Origin of the sequence: Niveibacterium umoris, assembly GCF_014197015.1 — a bacterium.
In the GTDB taxonomy this organism is placed as follows: domain Bacteria; phylum Pseudomonadota; class Gammaproteobacteria; order Burkholderiales; family Rhodocyclaceae; genus Niveibacterium; species Niveibacterium umoris.
In genome coordinates, this window is sequence record NZ_JACIET010000001.1 from 252864 (window position 1) to 270249 (window position 17386).

Here is a 17386-nt window from a genome sequence, read left to right on the forward strand (position 1 = left end):
ACGATGAGTCGTGTCGCATTGCAGGCTGCGCTCGGTTATCGATTTGCCGACGAGGCATTGCTGACGCAAGCCTTGACGCACCGCAGTTTTGGCGCCATGCATAATGAAAGGCTCGAGTTCATTGGCGATGGTGTGCTGAATTGTGTTGTCGCGCGAGCCCTTTTTGAGCGTTTCCCGGAGCTGGATGAGGGGGCTCTATCCCGTTTGCGAGCGGGGCTGGTGAAGCAGGACGCCTTGCACGCACATGCAATCGCTCTTGATCTGGGTGCTTTGCTTCGACTCGGCGAGGGCGAACTGAGAAGTGGCGGGCATGCCAGACCATCAATCCTCGCAGATGCGCTGGAAGCGATCTTTGGCGCGGTGTTTCTTGATGGCGGATTCGATGCCGCAAGTCAGGCGATCAATCGACTCTATCGGGATTCGATTGCGGCGATTGACCTGAAAACGGCAGGCAAAGACCCCAAGACCGCACTGCAAGAGTGGTTGCAGGCACGGCGTCACCCCCTGCCGCAATACGATATGGCGCAGGTTCGCGGTGAAGCGCATTCACAGGAATTTGAGGTGACTTGTCGCATCCCTGCGCTGATGCTTGAAACCAAGGGGCGTGGTACGAGTCGTCGCGCCGCGGAACAACAAGCTGCGCGTGCTGCGCTGGATCGGATCGAATCGCTATGACAGATATCGCAGAGCCAGACTCCAATGGTTTTCGCACAGGCTTTCTGGCGATCGTTGGGCGGCCGAACGTTGGCAAGTCCACCTTGCTGAATCATCTGATCGGTCAGAAGATCAGCATCACGTCGAGAAAGGCGCAAACCACGCGCCATCGCGTTACCGGTGTATTGACCAATGATACGCACCAGTTCGTCTTTGTAGATACGCCCGGATTCCAGAAGCAACACTCCAATGCTTTGCATCGCGCAATGAATCGCAGCGTCACCCAGACGCTGTCCGATGTCGATGTTGTGTTGTTTGTCATTGAAGCGGGCCGTTTCACGGCGCCAGACAGGGTTGTCCTTGAATTGCTGCCGGCAAACGTGCCGGTCGTGCTGGTGATCAACAAAGTCGATCGCATCGCCGATAAAGCGCAATTGCTTCCGTTTATTGCAGCTATGGCTGGCGAGAGGGATTTTGCTGCGATCGTTCCGCTCTCGGCGGAGACTGGCGCGAATGCCGACGAATTGCTCAAGGCCTGCGGTCCTCTGCTTCCTGAACAGGCGGCCATATTCGATGCGGACGACATCACCGATCGCAGCGAACGTTTTCTCGCTGCCGAATTCATCCGCGAAAAGCTGTTCCGCTTGCTCGGCGAAGAGCTCCCCTATGGCCTTGCGGTAGAAATCGAGAAATTTGAACTCGATGGCCCGGTAAGGCGCATCTTTGCGGCAATCATTGTCGATCGGCCAAGCCACAAGGCGATGGTGATCGGCCGGGGCGGCGAGAAACTCAAGCGGGTATCGAGCGAAGCGCGAGTTGATCTGGAAAAGCTCTTTGATGGCCCGGTCTATCTTGAAGTCTGGGTCAAGGTGAAGGGTGGCTGGGCCGACGACGAACGTGCGCTCAAGAGTCTGGGCATCGAGTGATAGGGCGAACTCGCAGCCCGATCTGAGCAGCGACGATGGCCAACAAGCGAGTCGAACAACAACCCGCCTTCGTGTTGCACTCGCACCCTTGGCGTGAGACGAGTTATGTCGTCGATGTGCTCTCTCGTGATCACGGTCGTGTCGCGCTGGTGGCAAAAGGCGCACGCCGACCGCGCTCCGCACTCCGCGGTGTACTGCTGGCATTTCAACCGCTTGATGTGAGCTGGAGCGGTAGCGGCGAGTTGAAGACCCTGGTCGCGGCGGAGTGGTCAGGCGGACAGCCCATGCTTTCCGGCAGTGCGCTGATGTGTGGCTATTACGCCAACGAGTTGCTCGTTCGTTTGCTGCCCCGTGAAGATCCGCACCCAGGCTTGTTCGACGGCTATGCTGCGCTTTTGGCGGGGCTTTCCCGGGGCGAGCCGCAGGATCAATTGCTGCGCAGCTTCGAACTGAGCTTACTGAGCGAACTCGGCTACGCCCCAACGTTCGATACCGACGAACAGGGTCTGCCGGTCAGGCCGGAAGCTTTCTACGTCTTTATAATCGAGCGAGGGCCCGTGCTTGCCGATCGTGAAATGCAAGGTGAGCACGTGCTTTCCGGGCGTGTATTGCTAGACCTCGCACGCAGTGATCTCTCGAATCCCGAAACGCTGTTGCAGGCCAAAACACTGATGCGACGCCTGATCGGCAACCTGGTCGGTGCGCGTCCGCTCGAATCCCGACGAATTTTCTTGGAGTTGCAGGAACTGTGATCGAACTCGGCGTCAACATTGACCATATCGCCACCTTGCGCCAGGCGCGCCGCACCTATGAACCCGATCCGGTGTGGGGCGCCGTAGAAGCCCACCTGGGCGGGGCGGACGGCATTACCGTCCATCTGCGCGAAGATCGCAGACATATTCAGGACGAGGATGTGCGCCGGCTGCGTGAGCTCACCCACATCAAACTCAATCTCGAAATGGCGGCAACCGATGAAATGGTCGCGATTGCCTGCCGCTTGAAGCCCGAGATGGCGATGCTGGTGCCGGAAGGCCGCCAGGAAGTGACCACCGAAGGCGGTCTGGATATTGTCGCCAACGAATCGCGGATCCGCGATTCGATCTCGCGGCTGGCGGATGCCGGTATTCAGTCCAGCGTATTCATCGACGCGGAACTCGACCAGGTCGAGGCTGCGGCGCGCGTCGGCGCCCGCGTCTGCGAAATCCACACCGGCCCCTACGCCGAGGCATTCCACCTGAAGGGGCGTGATGCCCGCAGCCCGGCGGTCCTCGCCGAGCTGGAGAAGATCCGCACAGCAGGCGCCGCGATTGTCGGGCTCGGAATGCGCTTCAATGCCGGCCATGCGCTCAACTACTTCAACGTTCAGCCAGTGGCGGCCCTCGCGGGGGTCCGCGAGCTTCACATCGGCCATGCAATTGTCAGCCGTGCGGTCTTCGTTGGCCTGCGGGAAGCAGTGGGCGAAATGAAGCGGTTGATGCGCGAAGCCGCCGCGGCACCGCATCTCTACGCTTGACGCAGGCGCCATGATCGTCGGCATTGGCACCGATATTGTCGCGATTGCCCGTGTGCGGGCCTCCCTTGAACGGCATGGCGATGCCTTTGCCGAACGTATCCTCGCTGCCAACGAATTCGACGACTATCGCGCAGTGCGAGATGGCGCTCGCTTTCTCGCCAAGCGGTTTGCCGCCAAGGAGGCTTTCGCGAAAGCGTTTGGCACCGGGCTGCGCCCCCCGGCAACACTGCGTGCGATCTCGGTCGCCCATGACGATCTGGGCAAACCGGTCTATGCCTTCGATGTTCCCCTTGCACAGGCGATGCATGCCCGGCAGTGGGTCGCGCATCTGTCGATCAGCGATGAAAAAGAATCTGTCGTGGCCTTTGCCTTGATCGAACATCGCGGCCAGAGCGCAGATGCGGCCTAGCCGAGCTCCTGGTTCGGCCCGACGCTTGCACATTCAGGATAATCATTCATGACCCCGCTTGAGTTGCCACTTGGACCCGTGATGTGCGACGTCGCGGGCGTCTCCTTGACCGACGATGAGCGCCAGCGGCTGCGCCATCCGCTCGTCGGGGGCGTGATTCTTTTCGCACGCAATTTCGAGTCGCCTGAGCAACTCGCGGCACTCGCGCGCGACATTCATGCGCTGCGCTCGCCGGCCCTGATCATTGCGGTCGACCATGAGGGCGGCCGCGTACAACGCTTTCGTAGTGGCTTTACCCGCTTGCCGCCGATGCGCGCGCTCGGCGCTGCCTGGCTGCGCGATCACGTCGAGGGGCTGGAACTGGCGCGCCACACGGGCTACGTGTTGGCCGCAGAGCTGCTGGCTCACGGTGTTGACCTGAGTTTCACCCCGGTGCTCGATCTGGACCATGGTCGCAGTTCGGTCATTGGCGATCGCGCGTTCTCCGGTGACCCCGCTGTTGCGGCTTCATTGGCGCAGGCGCTTGTGGTCGGGCTGCGCGAAGCCGGTATGGGCGCGGTCGGCAAGCATTTTCCCGGTCATGGTTGGGCCGAAGCCGATTCCCACGTCGCGCTGCCGCAGGACGAGCGCGGTTTCGACCAGATCTGGGAGCAGGACATTGCGCCTTACCGGCACCGCCTTGGGCGACAGCTTGCTGGCGTCATGCCGGCGCATGTGATCTACACCCAGGTCGACCCGAAGCCGGCGGGGTTTTCGCACTACTGGCTTCAGGAAGTGCTACGTCAGCGCCTGGGCTTTACCGGGGTCATCTTCTCGGACGACCTCACGATGGAGGGGGCGACCGTCGCCGGAGATATTGCCGCACGCGCTGACGCCGCGTATGCGGCGGGGTGCGACATGGTGCTCGTCTGCAACCGGCCTGATCTGGCGGATACGCTTCTGGCGAAATGGCACCCGCAGGTCTCTGCGTCCAGCACCGCACGCATTCAGGCTCTTCGCCCGAGCGTAGATCGCGACGCTTTCGACCTCGCGGTGGAAGCGAAGTACGTCAGCGCCCAGCGCGCCGTATCCGATTTCAACGCCACGCTTGCCTGAGCCGCTCATGGCATTTGATGCGCGGGAGTTCCTGAGGACGCTGACCGAATCCCCGGGGGTCTACCGCATGATCGGCGCTGACGAAGAGGTGCTCTACGTCGGCAAGGCCAAGAACCTCAAACGTCGCGTATCGAGCTACTTCCAGAAAAACCACCCGAGTCCGCGCATCGCGCTGATGGTGTCGCGGATTGCGCGGGTGGATACGACGGCAGTGCGCTCCGAGACCGAAGCGCTGATCCTCGAAAACAACCTCATCAAGGCCCTCAAGCCGCGGTACAACATCCTCTTTCGCGACGACAAGAGCTACCCGTACATCATGCTCAGCGGCGATGCGTTTCCGCGCATTGCTTACTATCGGGGGGCATTTGCCAAGGGTTCGCGCTACTTTGGACCTTTCCCCAGTTCCTGGGCGGCGCGTGAAAGCGTCAACCTGATTCAGAAGATGTTCCGCCTGCGTACCTGTGAAGAGAGCGTCTTCGCCAATCGCTCGCGGCCCTGTCTGCTGCACCAGATCAAACGCTGCTCCGCCCCCTGCGTTGCGCTGATCTCGCCTGAGGATTACGCACGCGATGTTCGGATGGCGAGCATGTTTCTCGACGGGCGCCATAGCGAAATCATCGATCAGCTTGGCGTGCAAATGCAGCAGGCGGCAGAGCGATTCGCATACGAAGAAGCAGCCTTTTTCCGCGACCAGATCCGATCCCTGCAGACTGTTCTGCACAAGCAGTTCGTCGACTCCGGTCGTGACGAAGATGTGGATGTCGTGGTTGCGGTCGAAGTTGCGGGCGTCGTCTGCGTAAACCTTGCGATGGTCAGAGGCGGACGCCACCTTGGTGATCGTCCGCAATTTCCGCAAGGCGGCGAGACGCTGGGCGCCGGCGATGCATTGCTGGCCTTCATCGAGCAGCACTACCTCGAACATCCTGCGCCAACCCGTTTGGTGGTGTCGGGGGTGGTGCCCGAAGATGCCCGCCGTTTTGTCGATGAGACACTTGAACTCCGGATTGCCGTGGTCGCCCCGCGTTTCGAGGCCGAAAGAGCGTGGGTCGAGATGGCCGAGCGCAATGCCCGTGAGGCAATCGAAATCCGCCTGCGCGAATCCGGGCGCGTTGCGGACCAGCTGGACGCATTGAGATCGGCGCTCGAACTTCAGGATGCGCCACAGCGCATCGAATGTTTCGATATCAGCCATACGATGGGCGAGGCCACGATCGCGTCCTGCGTGGTGTGGGAAGACGGCGGAATGAAGAAGTCCGAGTACCGTCGATTCAACATCGCGGGTGTCGAACCCGGCGACGACTACGGCGCGATGCGACAGGCCCTGGAGCGACGCTATGGCAAGGTGGCTGCGGGGGAGGGGGCACGGCCCGACCTCATCCTCATCGACGGCGGTAAGGGGCAGGTCAGCGTGGCTTACGAAGTGCTCGTCGAACTGGGTCTGGAAACGATCGCCATGCTGGGGGTTGCGAAAGGCGAGGCGCGCAAGGCAGGGCTGGAGCAATTGGTATTCCCCGACAATCGGGCGCCGCTGGTGCTCGGTGGCGAGCACGCCGGGCTTCACCTGATCCAGACCGTGCGCGACGAGGCACATCGTTTCGCGATCACCGGAATGCGCGCGAAGCGAGCCAAAGCGCGCGTCGGATCTCGTCTCGACGATATCCCCGGAATTGGGCCGACGCGTCGCAAGAAACTCATCGAGACGTTTGGCGGGCTCGCTGGCGTCAAGGAGGCGACGGTCGAAGACCTCTGTCGCGTCAGCGGCGTCAATCGAAAACTCGCGGAAGCGATCTACAATGCGCTACGCGACTGAATCGCTGGCGCCTCATCCAACCCGCACATGCAGCTAAATATTCCGAACACCCTGACCTGGGCCCGCATCGTTCTCATTCCGTTGTTTGTCGGCGTCTTCTATCTGCCCGAAACCTGGCTCTCGATGCCGGAAAAGAATATCTGGGCGTGCGTCATGTTCGTTGCGGCGGCCGTAACTGACTGGTTTGACGGCTATCTGGCGCGCAAGCTGGGTCAGACGTCGGCATTTGGCGCATTCCTCGATCCGGTGGCCGACAAACTCATGGTCGGCGCGGCGTTGGTAATGCTCGTGGAGTTGGGGCGCGTCGATGCATTGATCGCGTTTGTCATCATCGGGCGCGAAATCACGATTTCCGCGCTGCGTGAATGGATGGCCCAGGTCGGCGCCTCACGCAGTGTCGCGGTTTCGTTTATCGGCAAGCTCAAGACGACCGCGCAGATGATTGCCATTCCCGTGCTGCTGTTTAATGGAAACCTGTTTGGCTTCTCGGTCAATCCTGTCGGAATGTTGTTGATCTGGGTGGCTGCGGTGCTCACCCTGTGGTCCATGGGCTATTACCTGAAGCGGGCCGCCGTTGCGCTGTCCGAGGCAGGAAAGGGTTGACGCTGGCAGAAAGTCGGCTATAATTCATCTCTCTGCGACGCGGGAGTAGCTCAGTTGGTAGAGCGCAACCTTGCCAAGGTTGAGGTCGCGAGTTCGAGACTCGTCTCCCGCTCCAGCCGAAATTTGGGGAAAGCCCGGTGCTTTCCCCTTTTAGTTAGGCTGCGGGTCGTCACAGGTTGATCCGCACACGGCGCGGTAGCAAAGCGGTTATGCACCGGATTGCAAATCCGTGTAGGTCGGTTCGACTCCGGCCCGCGCCTCCAGAGTACTGCGGGAGTAGCTCAGTTGGTAGAGCGCAACCTTGCCAAGGTTGAGGTCGCGAGTTCGAGACTCGTCTCCCGCTCCAGGCACAGAAGGGGAAGGCTTTTAGCCTTCCCCTTTTTTGTTTGCTTTCCTGGGTCGTTGGGTGTGGTTGCGCGTCAGCCGACGTGCACGGACGACTGAGCGCTCCCGGTTGGGCGCGGGTACGTACCGAAGCCCACCCTGCAAATCCGGGACTGGCCTGCTGGGATGATCTTGAGAACTGCAGGCATTACGGCGTCAGAGAGTTCCTGCTGACTTTCGCGTCAATCACGGGTATGCTGCGCCCACCCAGCGTTTTCCAATCTTCGCTGCGGTCTCTGATTACCACCCGATCGCACGGCCCAAGGCCTTTTCGCCGATCTCATTCTCGTCAGCCTGGATTGGTGTCGCTCGATTTCGAGAGACGGGCCGTCGCTGGAGCAGTTTCATGAATTCCGAAGTTACGTTTGCCAGCTTGGCGCTGGCCGAACCCCTATTGCGTGCAATCGGCGAGGCCGGTTACACGCACCCGACGCCGATCCAGGCGCAGGCGATTCCTCTGGTGATGCAGGGGGGTGACCTGATGGCTGCCGCGCAAACCGGCACCGGCAAGACGGCCGGATTCACATTGCCGATCCTCCATCACCTCGTGACCAAGCCCAAGGGCGCGACGCCTGGCAAGCCGCGCTGCCTGATCCTGACCCCGACGCGCGAACTCGCCGCGCAGGTGGAAGAGTCGGTGCAGACCTATGGCAAATATGTGGACGTGACATCGATGGTGATGTTCGGTGGCGTCGGCATGAATCCGCAGATCGCGGGGCTCCGCAAGCCTCTCGATATCCTTGTTGCGACTCCCGGACGTCTTCTGGACCACATCGGCCAGAAGACGCTGTCCTTGTCCGACGTTGAGATCCTCGTGCTGGACGAGGCGGATCGAATGCTCGACATGGGCTTCATTCGCGACATCAAGAAGGTGCTCGCGCTGTTGCCCAAGCAGCGCCAGAACCTGCTGTTCTCGGCTACGTTCTCGGATGAGATCAAGGCGCTCGCCGATGGGCTGATGAACAAGCCCGGCTACGTTGAAGTGGCGCGGCGGAATACGGCGAGCGAACTGGTGGAGCAGTCGGTGTTCCTCATTGGCCAGAAACAGAAGCGGCACCTGTTGGCGCATCTGATCAAGAAACACCAGTGGTTCCAGGTGCTGGTCTTTACCCGCACCAAGCACGGCGCCAACCGCCTGGCAGAGCAGCTGGACAAGGACGGCATACCCGCCTTGGCGATCCACGGCAACAAGAGCCAGAACGCGCGCACCCGCGCTTTGTCCGAATTCAAGTCGGGGGATCTGCAGGTGCTGGTGGCGACCGACATTGCCGCCCGCGGCTTGGATATCGACCAGCTCCCGCAGGTTGTGAATTTCGAGTTGCCAAACGTGCCGGAAGACTATGTCCACCGAATTGGTCGTACCGGTCGTGCCGGGTCGAGTGGTGCAGCAATCTCGCTGGTCGACGATGAGGAGATGAAGCATCTGGTGGCAATTGAGCGCCTGATGCGGCGCAAAATCGATCGGGTCAACGATCCGGACTTTGTGCCGGTTGCACTCCCGGTGGGCGGCGAAACGCATGCACGCCCGGCTCATCCCGCGCCAGCGCATACGCGTGGTGGTCGCGGTAGCGGTGGTGGGCGTGGCGGCAATGCTTCGCCGCAACAGCATCCGGCCCGCGGGCAGCAGCCCGGCCCCCGGCACGGGAAGCCCGCCGCAGTGACCGCGCAAGCGCCCAAGCGGCACGCTGCCCCGGCCAAGCCCGCTGCTGCCGGTGGGCAGCCGGCCGACGGCGCTCCAGCGCGGAGCGGCCGGCCGGCCAGGCCGCAAGGGGAGGGCCGCCGTCCGGGCGCTGCCGCGCCGCGTGGCGACGGTGGTCGCCGTGGGCAAGGCGAGGGCAGCAGGAATGCGCCGCGTAGCCCCGCCGCACAGCACACGCCGGCAACGCGCCCAGCGCAACCGGTTGAAGAAAGCGGTGCTCGGCGCGCACTCAAGGCGGTAGCGGCGTTGCTTGGTGGCAAGCGCGACAAGAACTGACCGGATCGGCGGCTTCGATGTCGCCGTTCCGGCTACCCGAATGAGCACTCTTCAGCGCCGGAAACGCAGACGTGCTGCAAGCTTATTTGACGACCGGGCGGTGTCTGTGTATATTCTCGCCCTCTCGGGGTGTAGCGCAGTCCGGTAGCGCGCTTGCTTTGGGAGCAAGATGTCGGGAGTTCGAATCTCTCCACCCCGACCAGCAAGTTTGGATAAACGTTCGGACAGAACCCGCCCGTAGCTCAACCGGATAGAGCACCGGCCTTCTAAGCCGGGGGTTACAGGTTCGAGTCCTGTCGGGCGGGCCAAACCTTGCAGAGTAGTACCCAGTGGCGGCATTAGCTCAGTCGGTAGAGCACTGGATTGTGATTCCAGGTGTCACCGGTTCGATCCCGGTATGTCGCCCCAAGCTTTCCCAAGAAAAACCCGCCTTCTGGCGGGTTTTTCGCTTTCCGGGGCGCCGCGGGCATGGGCTCCTTACTTCGGCGCTGCGTGAGTCCCCGTCAAAAATGCTCGCCCGGTTTCCTTCCCCTCCTGGCCGCTGGCGGTGTGCCCATCCTGGCCTTGCACCTGCAACGCAATTTGCATTCCCTGCTGCTTGCAGCGACGCAGGTGGGAGTCGTGCTGCTGGCGCGCTGCGACACTGGTAAGGCGGACGTCACCTTGTTACCGTGTGTGAAATCGATCGTCGATAAAGAATGCTTCACTCGGCGCCGATAAGCTGGGTGTTCGCGCAGACCTTGCCTGGCAGCTTGGCCGGCTTGCCGTCTAAAGCGAAGAAGAGATGCCGGTTGGCGCAAGTCGCCGGGACCAAATCTTGACTTCAAGTCGTACCCACACAGGAGAGCCCTTTCATGACGATTTCCCGCAAGCTGGTGATTGCCGCATTGAGCTGCTGTTTTGCCGTCACCGCAATGGCCGCTTCACAGAAGAAGCCGAATCTCAACAGCGCCAAAGCGGCTCCGACACCAGCCACTGCCGCGGTCGACAAGATTGCGACGGCCCATGCGCTGGTGCGTTACGGCAATGCAAATGGCGATCCGCTTGCCTTGATCACCGCGGCCAAGATCATCAAGGAGGCCGGCACTGTCGAGTCCCCCGCCAAGCGCACCGGCGGCAAGCCTGGCGCAGACAAGGGCCGGCCCGATGGCTATTCGCCCGACGTGATCCTCGCGCATGCGCGGGAACTGGCTGCGGGCCGCCCGGACATCATTGCGCTGGCCGACGACGTGGCCAAGACCGGGTCGCGCGGGCGTGATCGTGGCCCGGGCCGTATCCATACCGTGGTCGGTTCCGGCGAAGTGGATTCGTTCGACGTTGTCTTCACCGGCGGCGAGCCCGCCAGAATCCTGGTGAGCGGTGATGGCGACTCCGATCTCGATCTGTACGTCTACGACGAGAACGGCAACCTGATCTGCAAGGACGACGACAACTCCGATGACATGGTCTGCGGCTTCACCCCCGCGTGGACCGGCAAGTTCAACGTGCGCGTGCGCAATCGTGGCATCGCAAACGAATATGTCCTGATCACGAACTGATTGCTACAGTCACGCCTCCCGGTCACTGCCGGGGGGCGTTTTCATTTCAGGGGCGCCCTGAACCGCCCGATCCAGATTTGCCGCGTATCCGGAGACTGTTCGTGAAACGCATTGCGTGCGTAATCCTGTTTGCCGTAGCTGCCCTGATGCTGCCCTTGAAGGCCTTGCACGCGCGCGAGATGCGGGCGCTGCTGGTGGGCGTGTCCGAGTATCCGGTGCTCGACAAGAATTTCCAGCTCGAGGGCCCGCGCAACGACATCCAGCGCCTGCGCGATCTATTGCAGCAGCGCAGTTTCGCTGCGAACCACATGACCGTGCTGGCCGATGGTGTTCCCGGGGCCAGCGGCCTTCCTACCCGCGCGGCGATACTGAACGCGCTTGACCAACTGGCACTGCAGTCGGCCAAGGGCGACTATGTGCTGCTGTATTTCTCCGGGCACGGCAGTCAGCAACCGGCCGATCGCAACACGCCCGAAGGGCGCGACGAGGCCGACGGTCTGTTCGAAATCTTCCTGCCGCGCGACATCGGTGCCTGGAACGACGAAGGCCAGACGGTGCAGAACGCGCTGGTCAGCCACGAGTTGCGGCGCGCGGTAGACCGCATCATCGACAAGGGGGCCTTCGTCTGGGCGATCTTCGATTCCTGTCACAGCGCGACCATGGTTCGTGGCGCGGGCGACAGCAGCGAAGTGCGCTATCGCTACATCACGCCGGATGCGCTGGGCATTCCTGCGAAGGTAATCGACCGCGCGAATGCCGATGCAGTGCGCTCCCGCGGCAAGGCTGATGCGGCGTCCGCCGACCCGGTGGCGAGCACCAAAGGCATGGCCGGTGGCGTGTTCTTCTACGCCGCGCAGACGACCGAGCTTGCGCCTGAGATGCGACTGCCGCTCGGTCACCCGGACCGCAAGCCATTCGGCTTGTTTGGCTTCACACTGATGCAGGCGCTCGAATCCGGCGCGCCGATGACGTATCGCCAGCTGGCGCAACATGTGCTCAGCCAGTACGGCGGCATGAACCAGAGCCGCGTTACGCCCCTGTTTTCCGGTACCCGCCTCGATGACCTGTTGTTCGGTCAGGAAAGCGTGCCGATCCGCCAGTGGAAGGTCGACCGGGGTGCGACGCCGTCGATCCCGGCCGGTGCGCTGGCGCAAGTGACCGAAGCGTCTCTGCTGGCGATCGTTGCCAGCCCGCTCGACAAGGACGACGCGGCGATAGGCTATGCCGAGGCGCGCAACGTCGCGCTGGCCTCGAGCACGCTGGTGCCGCTGGCGCACGGCGGCAAACCGGCGCTCGATCCGAAGGACATCCCCCCCGCCGCCCATGCCCGCCTGATCCGCAGCGCCGGCGAATACACCCTGCGGGTGGTCGCGGACTTCACCGATTGCGATAGCGCCTGCATCGCGCGCGGCCCGATCGACGCCTTGAAGAAATACGGCGTTCCTGGCGCACAAATCAACTGGTTTTCCTTGCCCGAGACCGGCGATGTTGCAGTCAAGGCCTACCGTGACCGCGTGCAGCTTGTCCCGCCCGCGCTGCAGGGTCTTAACTGCGCGGCACGCAAGAAGGCCGCCGAGCGCACGCAATGCGAAGAAGAACTGCGCACCGGCTCGCTCACGCTGCAGTGGAACGCCGCCAAGGGCGCACCGGCCCTGCGCGAAGAGTTGGCCTCTGCGCTGCACAGCGTTGCGCGTGCCACCAACCTGATGCGCATCGCCAGCCAGTTGGGCGATGCCGCCGGCGGCAAGCTGGCCGTCACGATGAAACAGGTCACCGCGGCCGGCAAGACGCTGCCGATTACCGCAGAACGCAGCCCGGTGCTGCATGCGGGTGACAAGGTCGAGGTCAGCCTCGTTAACCAAGGCAACCTGCCACTCGATGTGACGGTTCTCTACCTCGATGCCGGCTATGGCGTGTCGGCACTGTTCCCGAGCAATGGCGAGAGCAACCGTTTCGAGGCCAAGGCCTCGCGTACTTTCACCCTCGACATTGATGACGAAACCACCGGGCTGGAGCGACTTGTAACGATTGCCGTGCAGGCGCGCGGGCTCGCCGAGCGCGTAGACTTTTCCTTCCTCGCACAGCCGCCGCTCGCGCAGGCGAACCGCACGCGCGGGGCAGAAGACGACGAGACGACGGCTTTCCGCGACGCAGGCTTCGCGGACTACGCCACGCGCGGTGCAAAGCTCACGCCGGCGACACCCGGGCAGCGCACCGCGATGCAGGTGTTCAACTGGACCGTGCGCAAGTAAGGCCGACCGCGATATGGAAATCGCCGAACGCAACGCCCGCGACCAGCGCTGGCTTGACGACATCGCCGCCGGTGGCAAGGCGGGTGAACGCGGGGTGGCCGGGCTCTTCCGTGAGTACCGGCGACCGCTGCTGGCCTTCCTGATTCGCCACGGCGTGCAGGCGGATCTGGCGGAAGATGCGCTGCAAGATGTCTTCGTGCGGGTTGTCAGGCACGCGGCCAGCTTCCGCGGCGACTCGGCCGTGTCGAGCTGGATCTATCAGATCGCGCGGAACCTTGCGGCGGACATCACCCGCGCGCCACGCCGCGAGGAACAGCTCGACGACGAAGGCTGGCAGCGGGTGTCCGACGCCACTGTGTGCGACAGCGACAGCAGCGATCAGCAAGCGCTCGATGACTGCGTGCAGGGCGGCTTTGCGGCGTTCGGCAGGGCCCACCCCGAGCGCGCCGAGGCGCTGCGCCGCGCCGCGCTCGATGGCTGGAGCGTGCGCGATGTGGCAGCTTTCCTTGATCGCACCGAGGCAGCCACGCGCGAGTACCTGTCGCAATGCCGCAAGCGCCTGCGCGAATTCCTGCTGCCATGTCGCGAGTTGATCGCGGAGGATGAGTGATGGCCGAGCGCCCTGAGCAGATCGACAGCTGGCTGGCAGAGGTCGCCGGGCAGCAGCCTGGCCGCAGCAATCGCAGCGAAACGCAGGCCTTGCGGCGAGCGATCCTTGCCGAGGCGGCGGCGGATCAAGCCGGCGATGCCGCCGACGAAGCGCGCGCGCTCGAGCGCCTGCAATTTCGCCTGCGGCGCGAGCGCCTCTTGCCGCGCAACGCGCTACCGACCTGGTCTTACGCCGTGGCGGCGACGCTGGCAGCGGTGGCGATCGGCCTGGTGGTGATGCGGCAGGCGCCGCCACCTGCGCCGGAGGTCGTGGCTTACGCCGAACCGCCGATCTGGCGTGGCGCCTTTGTGCGTCTTGATGTGCATACCCCCACACCGCGCGCCGCGGCCGAGCGTCTCGTCAGTGCCCTGCGCAAGGAAGGCGTCGCCGCAGACATCTACGCGTCCGGCAATGTGTTCAGTGTCGACTGCGAACTCGTCGCGCCACTGTCGCCCGGCGTGACGCAAGCCTTCTCCGCGCTCGCTCTGGAAGCCACGCCCGGCCGTGTCCGCATCGAATTCAAACCGTGAGGCGGCGACCCTTCCGCTGCAGTCGCCCGATCAGCCTGATGGAGTGTGCATGTTCAAAGTGTCCCTGACCCTCACTGCGTTGCTGCTGTGTCTTGCAGCCCGCGCCGACGTGCTGCCACCGCAGGCGCCCGATGTCGCGCAGCGCTATCGCAACAATCCTGGCGCTTTCGACCGCACCGATGCCTGGTGCGAAGGGCTCCGTGTCGGTGCGGCCTGCCTGATTCCCGGCACCCCCTTCGAGGGCGGTGGCAGCGGTACCTGCGAGCGCGAGGTGCACAGGCGCGACTTCCAGATCGATCTGCTGTGCACCCGCAAACCCGCGCCCCGCATCGAACGCGGCTTGCCGGAAGGGCCGTGGCGGGCCGACGAGCAATTGTGCGAGGTGGCCGCACGCAATGCCGAGATGGCACAGACCCTGCAGTCGCATGGCTGGCTGTGTGCCGAACCGCCGCTTGCCGCCGACCGCTTCTGCAAAGGGCTGGAAGCAGGCAAGCCTTGCACCGCCGAAGTTTCGATAGGCGCCGACACGCGCCGCTTCGACGGCGTGTGCGCCGTGCAGCGCGCCGAGATGGGGGCCTATTTTCAGGGCCGTCGCACACTGACACGGCCGGTCATCACCTGCGAGCCGGAACGACCAGCACCCGCGCTCACGCTCAAACCGGTCAGTGCCTGGCGCAAGCTGTTCCAGTAGACGATGTTGTCGCAGGGCGTCGCGCTGGGCGTCACGCTGCTGATCGAAGCACCCATCGTCTGGTTCGCGAGCGCCCGGTCGCGGCGTGGGCCTGCGTGGCGCGCCGCCGCCGCGCTGTTGCCAAGTTGCGTCACGCATCCGTTCGCCTGGCAGGCAATCGGCCACTTTGGCGCACACGACTATCTGGTCGGCCTGGTGCTGATCGAGGCCCTGGTGGTGCTCGCCGAAGCGGTGATGGTGGCGGTACTGGCCGGGCTGACGCCGCGCGTTGCCTTGTTGATGTCACTTGCCGCCAACCTTGCTTCCGCCCTGTTGGGCGGCCTGCTGGCATGAGGCGCGTCCGCGAATCCGCCTGGATCGCGTTGGCCGCGGTGCTGGGGCTACTCGCGCTGTGGCAGCCGCAAGGGCTCTACCTCTTCGCGCTTGCGCTATTCGGGCTGCCTCATGTGCTGTGGGAACTTGCCTGGGTACGGCAGGTCTGGGGCGCAGCGCTGCCACGTATGCTGTGGATGCCCTTGCTGGGCGTGCTCACGATGCAGGCGCTGGCGAGATTCGGCCTCTGGTCGGGGCGGCTTGACGCAGCCACGGCCGCGGCCTGCGATGCGGCCAGTCTGGCCGTGTGTCTGTTCGTTACCGTGTTCATGACGCCGCGCCTGCCGCGTCCGCGGCGCTACGCCTTCGTTGCGGTGGGCCTTGCCGTGCCAGCAGGCTTGATCGCCGTGGCCGATACGCCCTACGTGGTGGGTGTGCTCGCGGCGCTGGCGATCGCCCACAACTTCACGCCGCTCGGCCTGATGCCCTCGGATGCCCGCATCGGGCGCTGGCCGGCACGTCCGCTGCTCGGTGTCATGTTCCTTGCGCCGCTGCTGTGCTGCGGGCTCCTGTGGGGGGCGCATTCAGGCGTCGCGACAGGATCGACTCCGCCATCGGAGATCGGCTGGCTGCAGGGCCGCTCGACACAGCTCGCTGCGGCGGCGCTGCCCGCGCTGGTGTGGGCACAGTGTCTGCACTATCTGTCCGTGCTGTATCTGATGCCGCGCGCGATCGGGCCGGCGTGGCGCGGCTTGCCGATGCGGCCCCTCGCGCTGCTGCTGTGCGCCGGCCTTAGCCTGTATTTCTTCACCGACTACAAGTCGGCGCGCGGGCTCTATGCCGTGGCGGCCGGCGTGCATGCGTGGCTGGAGTGGCCGCTGATCCTGTTGGGCGTGGCGGGCCTGCCGCTGCACGCGCCTGACGATTCAGTCGTCGCGACGTCGTAGTGCAAGGGCCGCGCGTCGTCGGTCCGACGCATACAGGAGGCGCTTGTGGAGGGACTGTTCGTTCGGGTGACGTTGGGGCTGTGTGTCGCGGGCACGCAGGCCGCGGCGCAAGTGCACGCGGCTCCGCAAGCACCCGCGCCGGTGGGTGCCGCGCGAGCGGTGAATGGCGAGCCTGTGGCGAACACGTCTGCGAAACGCTGGGATCTGCGTATGCCGCGCCTGGATTCGCTACAGTTCCTGAGCGGGCTGGATGCTGCCCTCAAGCCTCTGCGAACGCTTCCGCTCGGGTCTTGCGGCCTGGTGATGCAGCACGACGGGCAGTCGAAACCTGCGTCGCCAAGCCCGACACCGTGACGGACCTGCCCCCATCCACAGATTCGGAATCGAACTTGAAGAACATGACGCGCGGCGTTCGATCAGTCTCCTTGCTCCTGTGCCTGGCCTCCGCGAGTGCGTCGGCCAGCGATGCCGCTGATGCCGCCGCGCGCAAGGCTCGCGACGACGCGCGCGCGGTGGTGTCAGGTGCCGAGGCTGCCACGGGCCCGGAGCAGTCGGCTGACGATGCGCGTCGCGCTGCGGCGATGGCAGCCGAACAGGCGCGTGCGCGACAGGCCGCGGCAGCGGCCGGGCATCCGGACGAATCGCCGCATGCGTTGAGCCTTGTGCTCGAATCGGCGTTTCCGGCCGACGCGAACCAGTTGTCGGCGGATGCCATGCGGCGTCTCGATGAACTCGCTGCGTTGGTGCTGGCGCACACCTTGCTGTCGCCGATACGCGTAGAAGGCCACGCCAACGAGCCGGGCACCGATGAATATCGGCTTGCGATCGCGGCGCACCGGGCCGATCTCGTGCGCGATTACCTCGTGGCGCGCGGGGTGCCGGCGGGGCAGATCGAAACCATCGGTTCGACCGAGCGGACCGGGCCGCTGTCGGCTGCTTGCGATTCCGGTGGCAAACGGCAGCGGGCGAGCGACTGCGCGGACCCCGGTTCGCCCGTGATCACTTCGTTCAAACTTCTGCATGCACAGTGATGCGCAGCCCGCCTTGTTCGCTTGGTTTGCGCGTCATTGCCTGGGTACTGGCGACGGGCGCTGTCAC

General features: G+C 63.8%; 18 protein-coding genes and 6 tRNA genes. All 24 read left to right on the top strand.

The annotated features are described in order from the left end of the window. Positions 1 to 3: 3 nt before the first annotated feature. The 24 genes from rnc to GGR36_RS01190 all read left to right on the top strand — a co-directional run bounded on the left by rnc (position 4) and on the right by GGR36_RS01190 (position 17319). Entirely contained in the window at positions 4 to 675 is a 672-nt protein-coding gene (gene rnc / locus GGR36_RS01075) for a ribonuclease III (protein ID WP_183630959.1), read from the top strand. Beyond that, positions 672 to 1580 carry a GTPase Era gene (era, locus tag GGR36_RS01080; RefSeq protein ID WP_183630961.1) on the top strand — a complete coding sequence of 303 codons (909 nt, stop codon included), beginning with the start codon at positions 672 to 674 and terminating at the stop codon, positions 1578 to 1580. Before rnc ends, era begins: the two co-directional genes overlap by 4 nt. A 35-nt stretch (positions 1581 to 1615) precedes the next feature. Next, positions 1616 to 2332, top strand: a complete 717-nt coding sequence (recO, locus tag GGR36_RS01085; RefSeq protein WP_183630962.1) for a DNA repair protein RecO — start codon at positions 1616 to 1618, stop codon at positions 2330 to 2332. Further along, entirely contained in the window at positions 2329 to 3093 is a 765-nt protein-coding gene (locus GGR36_RS01090; protein ID WP_183630963.1) for a pyridoxine 5'-phosphate synthase, read from the top strand. The genes recO and GGR36_RS01090 overlap by 4 nt, the downstream gene beginning before the upstream one ends. 10 nt (positions 3094 to 3103) lie before the next feature. After that, entirely contained in the window at positions 3104 to 3502 is a 399-nt protein-coding gene (gene acpS / locus GGR36_RS01095; RefSeq protein ID WP_183630964.1) for a holo-ACP synthase, read from the top strand. Positions 3503 to 3550: 48 nt separating this feature from the next. Further along, positions 3551 to 4597 carry a beta-N-acetylhexosaminidase gene (gene nagZ, locus GGR36_RS01100; protein WP_183630965.1) on the top strand — a complete coding sequence of 349 codons (1047 nt, stop codon included), beginning with the start codon at positions 3551 to 3553 and terminating at the stop codon, positions 4595 to 4597. Between the two features lie 7 nt (positions 4598 to 4604). Next, positions 4605 to 6407, top strand: coding sequence for an excinuclease ABC subunit UvrC (gene uvrC, locus GGR36_RS01105; RefSeq protein WP_183630966.1), 1803 nt, complete (start codon positions 4605 to 4607; stop codon positions 6405 to 6407). A gap of 27 nt (positions 6408 to 6434) precedes the next feature. Then, complete coding sequence (gene pgsA, locus GGR36_RS01110) at positions 6435 to 7010, top strand: CDP-diacylglycerol--glycerol-3-phosphate 3-phosphatidyltransferase (RefSeq protein WP_183630967.1); 576 nt, start codon at positions 6435 to 6437, stop codon at positions 7008 to 7010. Between the two features lie 39 nt (positions 7011 to 7049). Further along, positions 7050 to 7125: transfer RNA gene (locus tag GGR36_RS01115), tRNA-Gly, on the top strand. Positions 7126 to 7199: 74 nt separating this feature from the next. Next, positions 7200 to 7273: transfer RNA gene (locus GGR36_RS01120), tRNA-Cys, on the top strand. Between the two features lie 7 nt (positions 7274 to 7280). Then, positions 7281 to 7356, top strand: a tRNA-Gly gene (locus GGR36_RS01125). Between the two features lie 384 nt (positions 7357 to 7740). After that, a complete protein-coding gene (locus GGR36_RS01130) occupies positions 7741 to 9369 on the top strand; it encodes a DEAD/DEAH box helicase (protein ID WP_183630968.1) in 1629 nt (542 codons plus the stop codon). 125 nt (positions 9370 to 9494) lie between these two features. Continuing rightward, a tRNA-Pro gene (locus tag GGR36_RS01135) sits at positions 9495 to 9571 on the top strand. Between the two features lie 29 nt (positions 9572 to 9600). Next, positions 9601 to 9677, top strand: a tRNA-Arg gene (locus GGR36_RS01140). A 24-nt stretch (positions 9678 to 9701) separates the two neighbouring features. After that, a tRNA-His gene (locus tag GGR36_RS01145) sits at positions 9702 to 9777 on the top strand. A 446-nt stretch (positions 9778 to 10223) separates the two neighbouring features. After that, positions 10224 to 10907: a hypothetical protein gene (locus GGR36_RS01150; RefSeq protein WP_183630970.1), complete on the top strand. Its 684-nt coding sequence runs from the start codon at positions 10224 to 10226 to the stop codon at positions 10905 to 10907. A 101-nt stretch (positions 10908 to 11008) separates the two neighbouring features. Then, positions 11009 to 13159, top strand: a complete 2151-nt coding sequence (locus tag GGR36_RS01155) for a caspase family protein (RefSeq protein ID WP_183630972.1) — start codon at positions 11009 to 11011, stop codon at positions 13157 to 13159. Between the two features lie 13 nt (positions 13160 to 13172). Continuing rightward, on the top strand, positions 13173 to 13769 hold the full coding sequence (locus tag GGR36_RS01160; protein ID WP_183630974.1) for an RNA polymerase sigma factor: 597 nt from the start codon (positions 13173 to 13175) through the stop codon (positions 13767 to 13769). Then, positions 13769 to 14338 (top strand): hypothetical protein, encoded by a 570-nt coding sequence (locus tag GGR36_RS01165; RefSeq protein WP_183630976.1) that lies wholly within the window; start codon positions 13769 to 13771, stop codon positions 14336 to 14338. Before GGR36_RS01160 ends, GGR36_RS01165 begins: the two co-directional genes overlap by 1 nt. Positions 14339 to 14387: 49 nt before the next feature. Further along, entirely contained in the window at positions 14388 to 15029 is a 642-nt protein-coding gene (locus tag GGR36_RS01170; protein ID WP_183630978.1) for a hypothetical protein, read from the top strand. Between the two features lie 3 nt (positions 15030 to 15032). After that, on the top strand, positions 15033 to 15362 hold the full coding sequence (locus GGR36_RS01175) for a hypothetical protein (protein WP_207064339.1): 330 nt from the start codon (positions 15033 to 15035) through the stop codon (positions 15360 to 15362). Further along, the gene (locus GGR36_RS01180; protein WP_183630982.1) at positions 15359 to 16288 is read left to right on the top strand and encodes a hypothetical protein; all 930 of its coding nucleotides are present in this window, start codon (positions 15359 to 15361) and stop codon (positions 16286 to 16288) included. The genes GGR36_RS01175 and GGR36_RS01180 overlap by 4 nt, the downstream gene beginning before the upstream one ends. Before the next feature lie 45 nt (positions 16289 to 16333). After that, positions 16334 to 16642: a hypothetical protein gene (locus GGR36_RS01185; protein WP_183630984.1), complete on the top strand. Its 309-nt coding sequence runs from the start codon at positions 16334 to 16336 to the stop codon at positions 16640 to 16642. Positions 16643 to 16686: 44 nt separating this feature from the next. Further along, positions 16687 to 17319, top strand: coding sequence for an OmpA family protein (locus GGR36_RS01190; protein ID WP_183630986.1), 633 nt, complete (start codon positions 16687 to 16689; stop codon positions 17317 to 17319). Positions 17320 to 17386 lie beyond the last annotated feature (67 nt).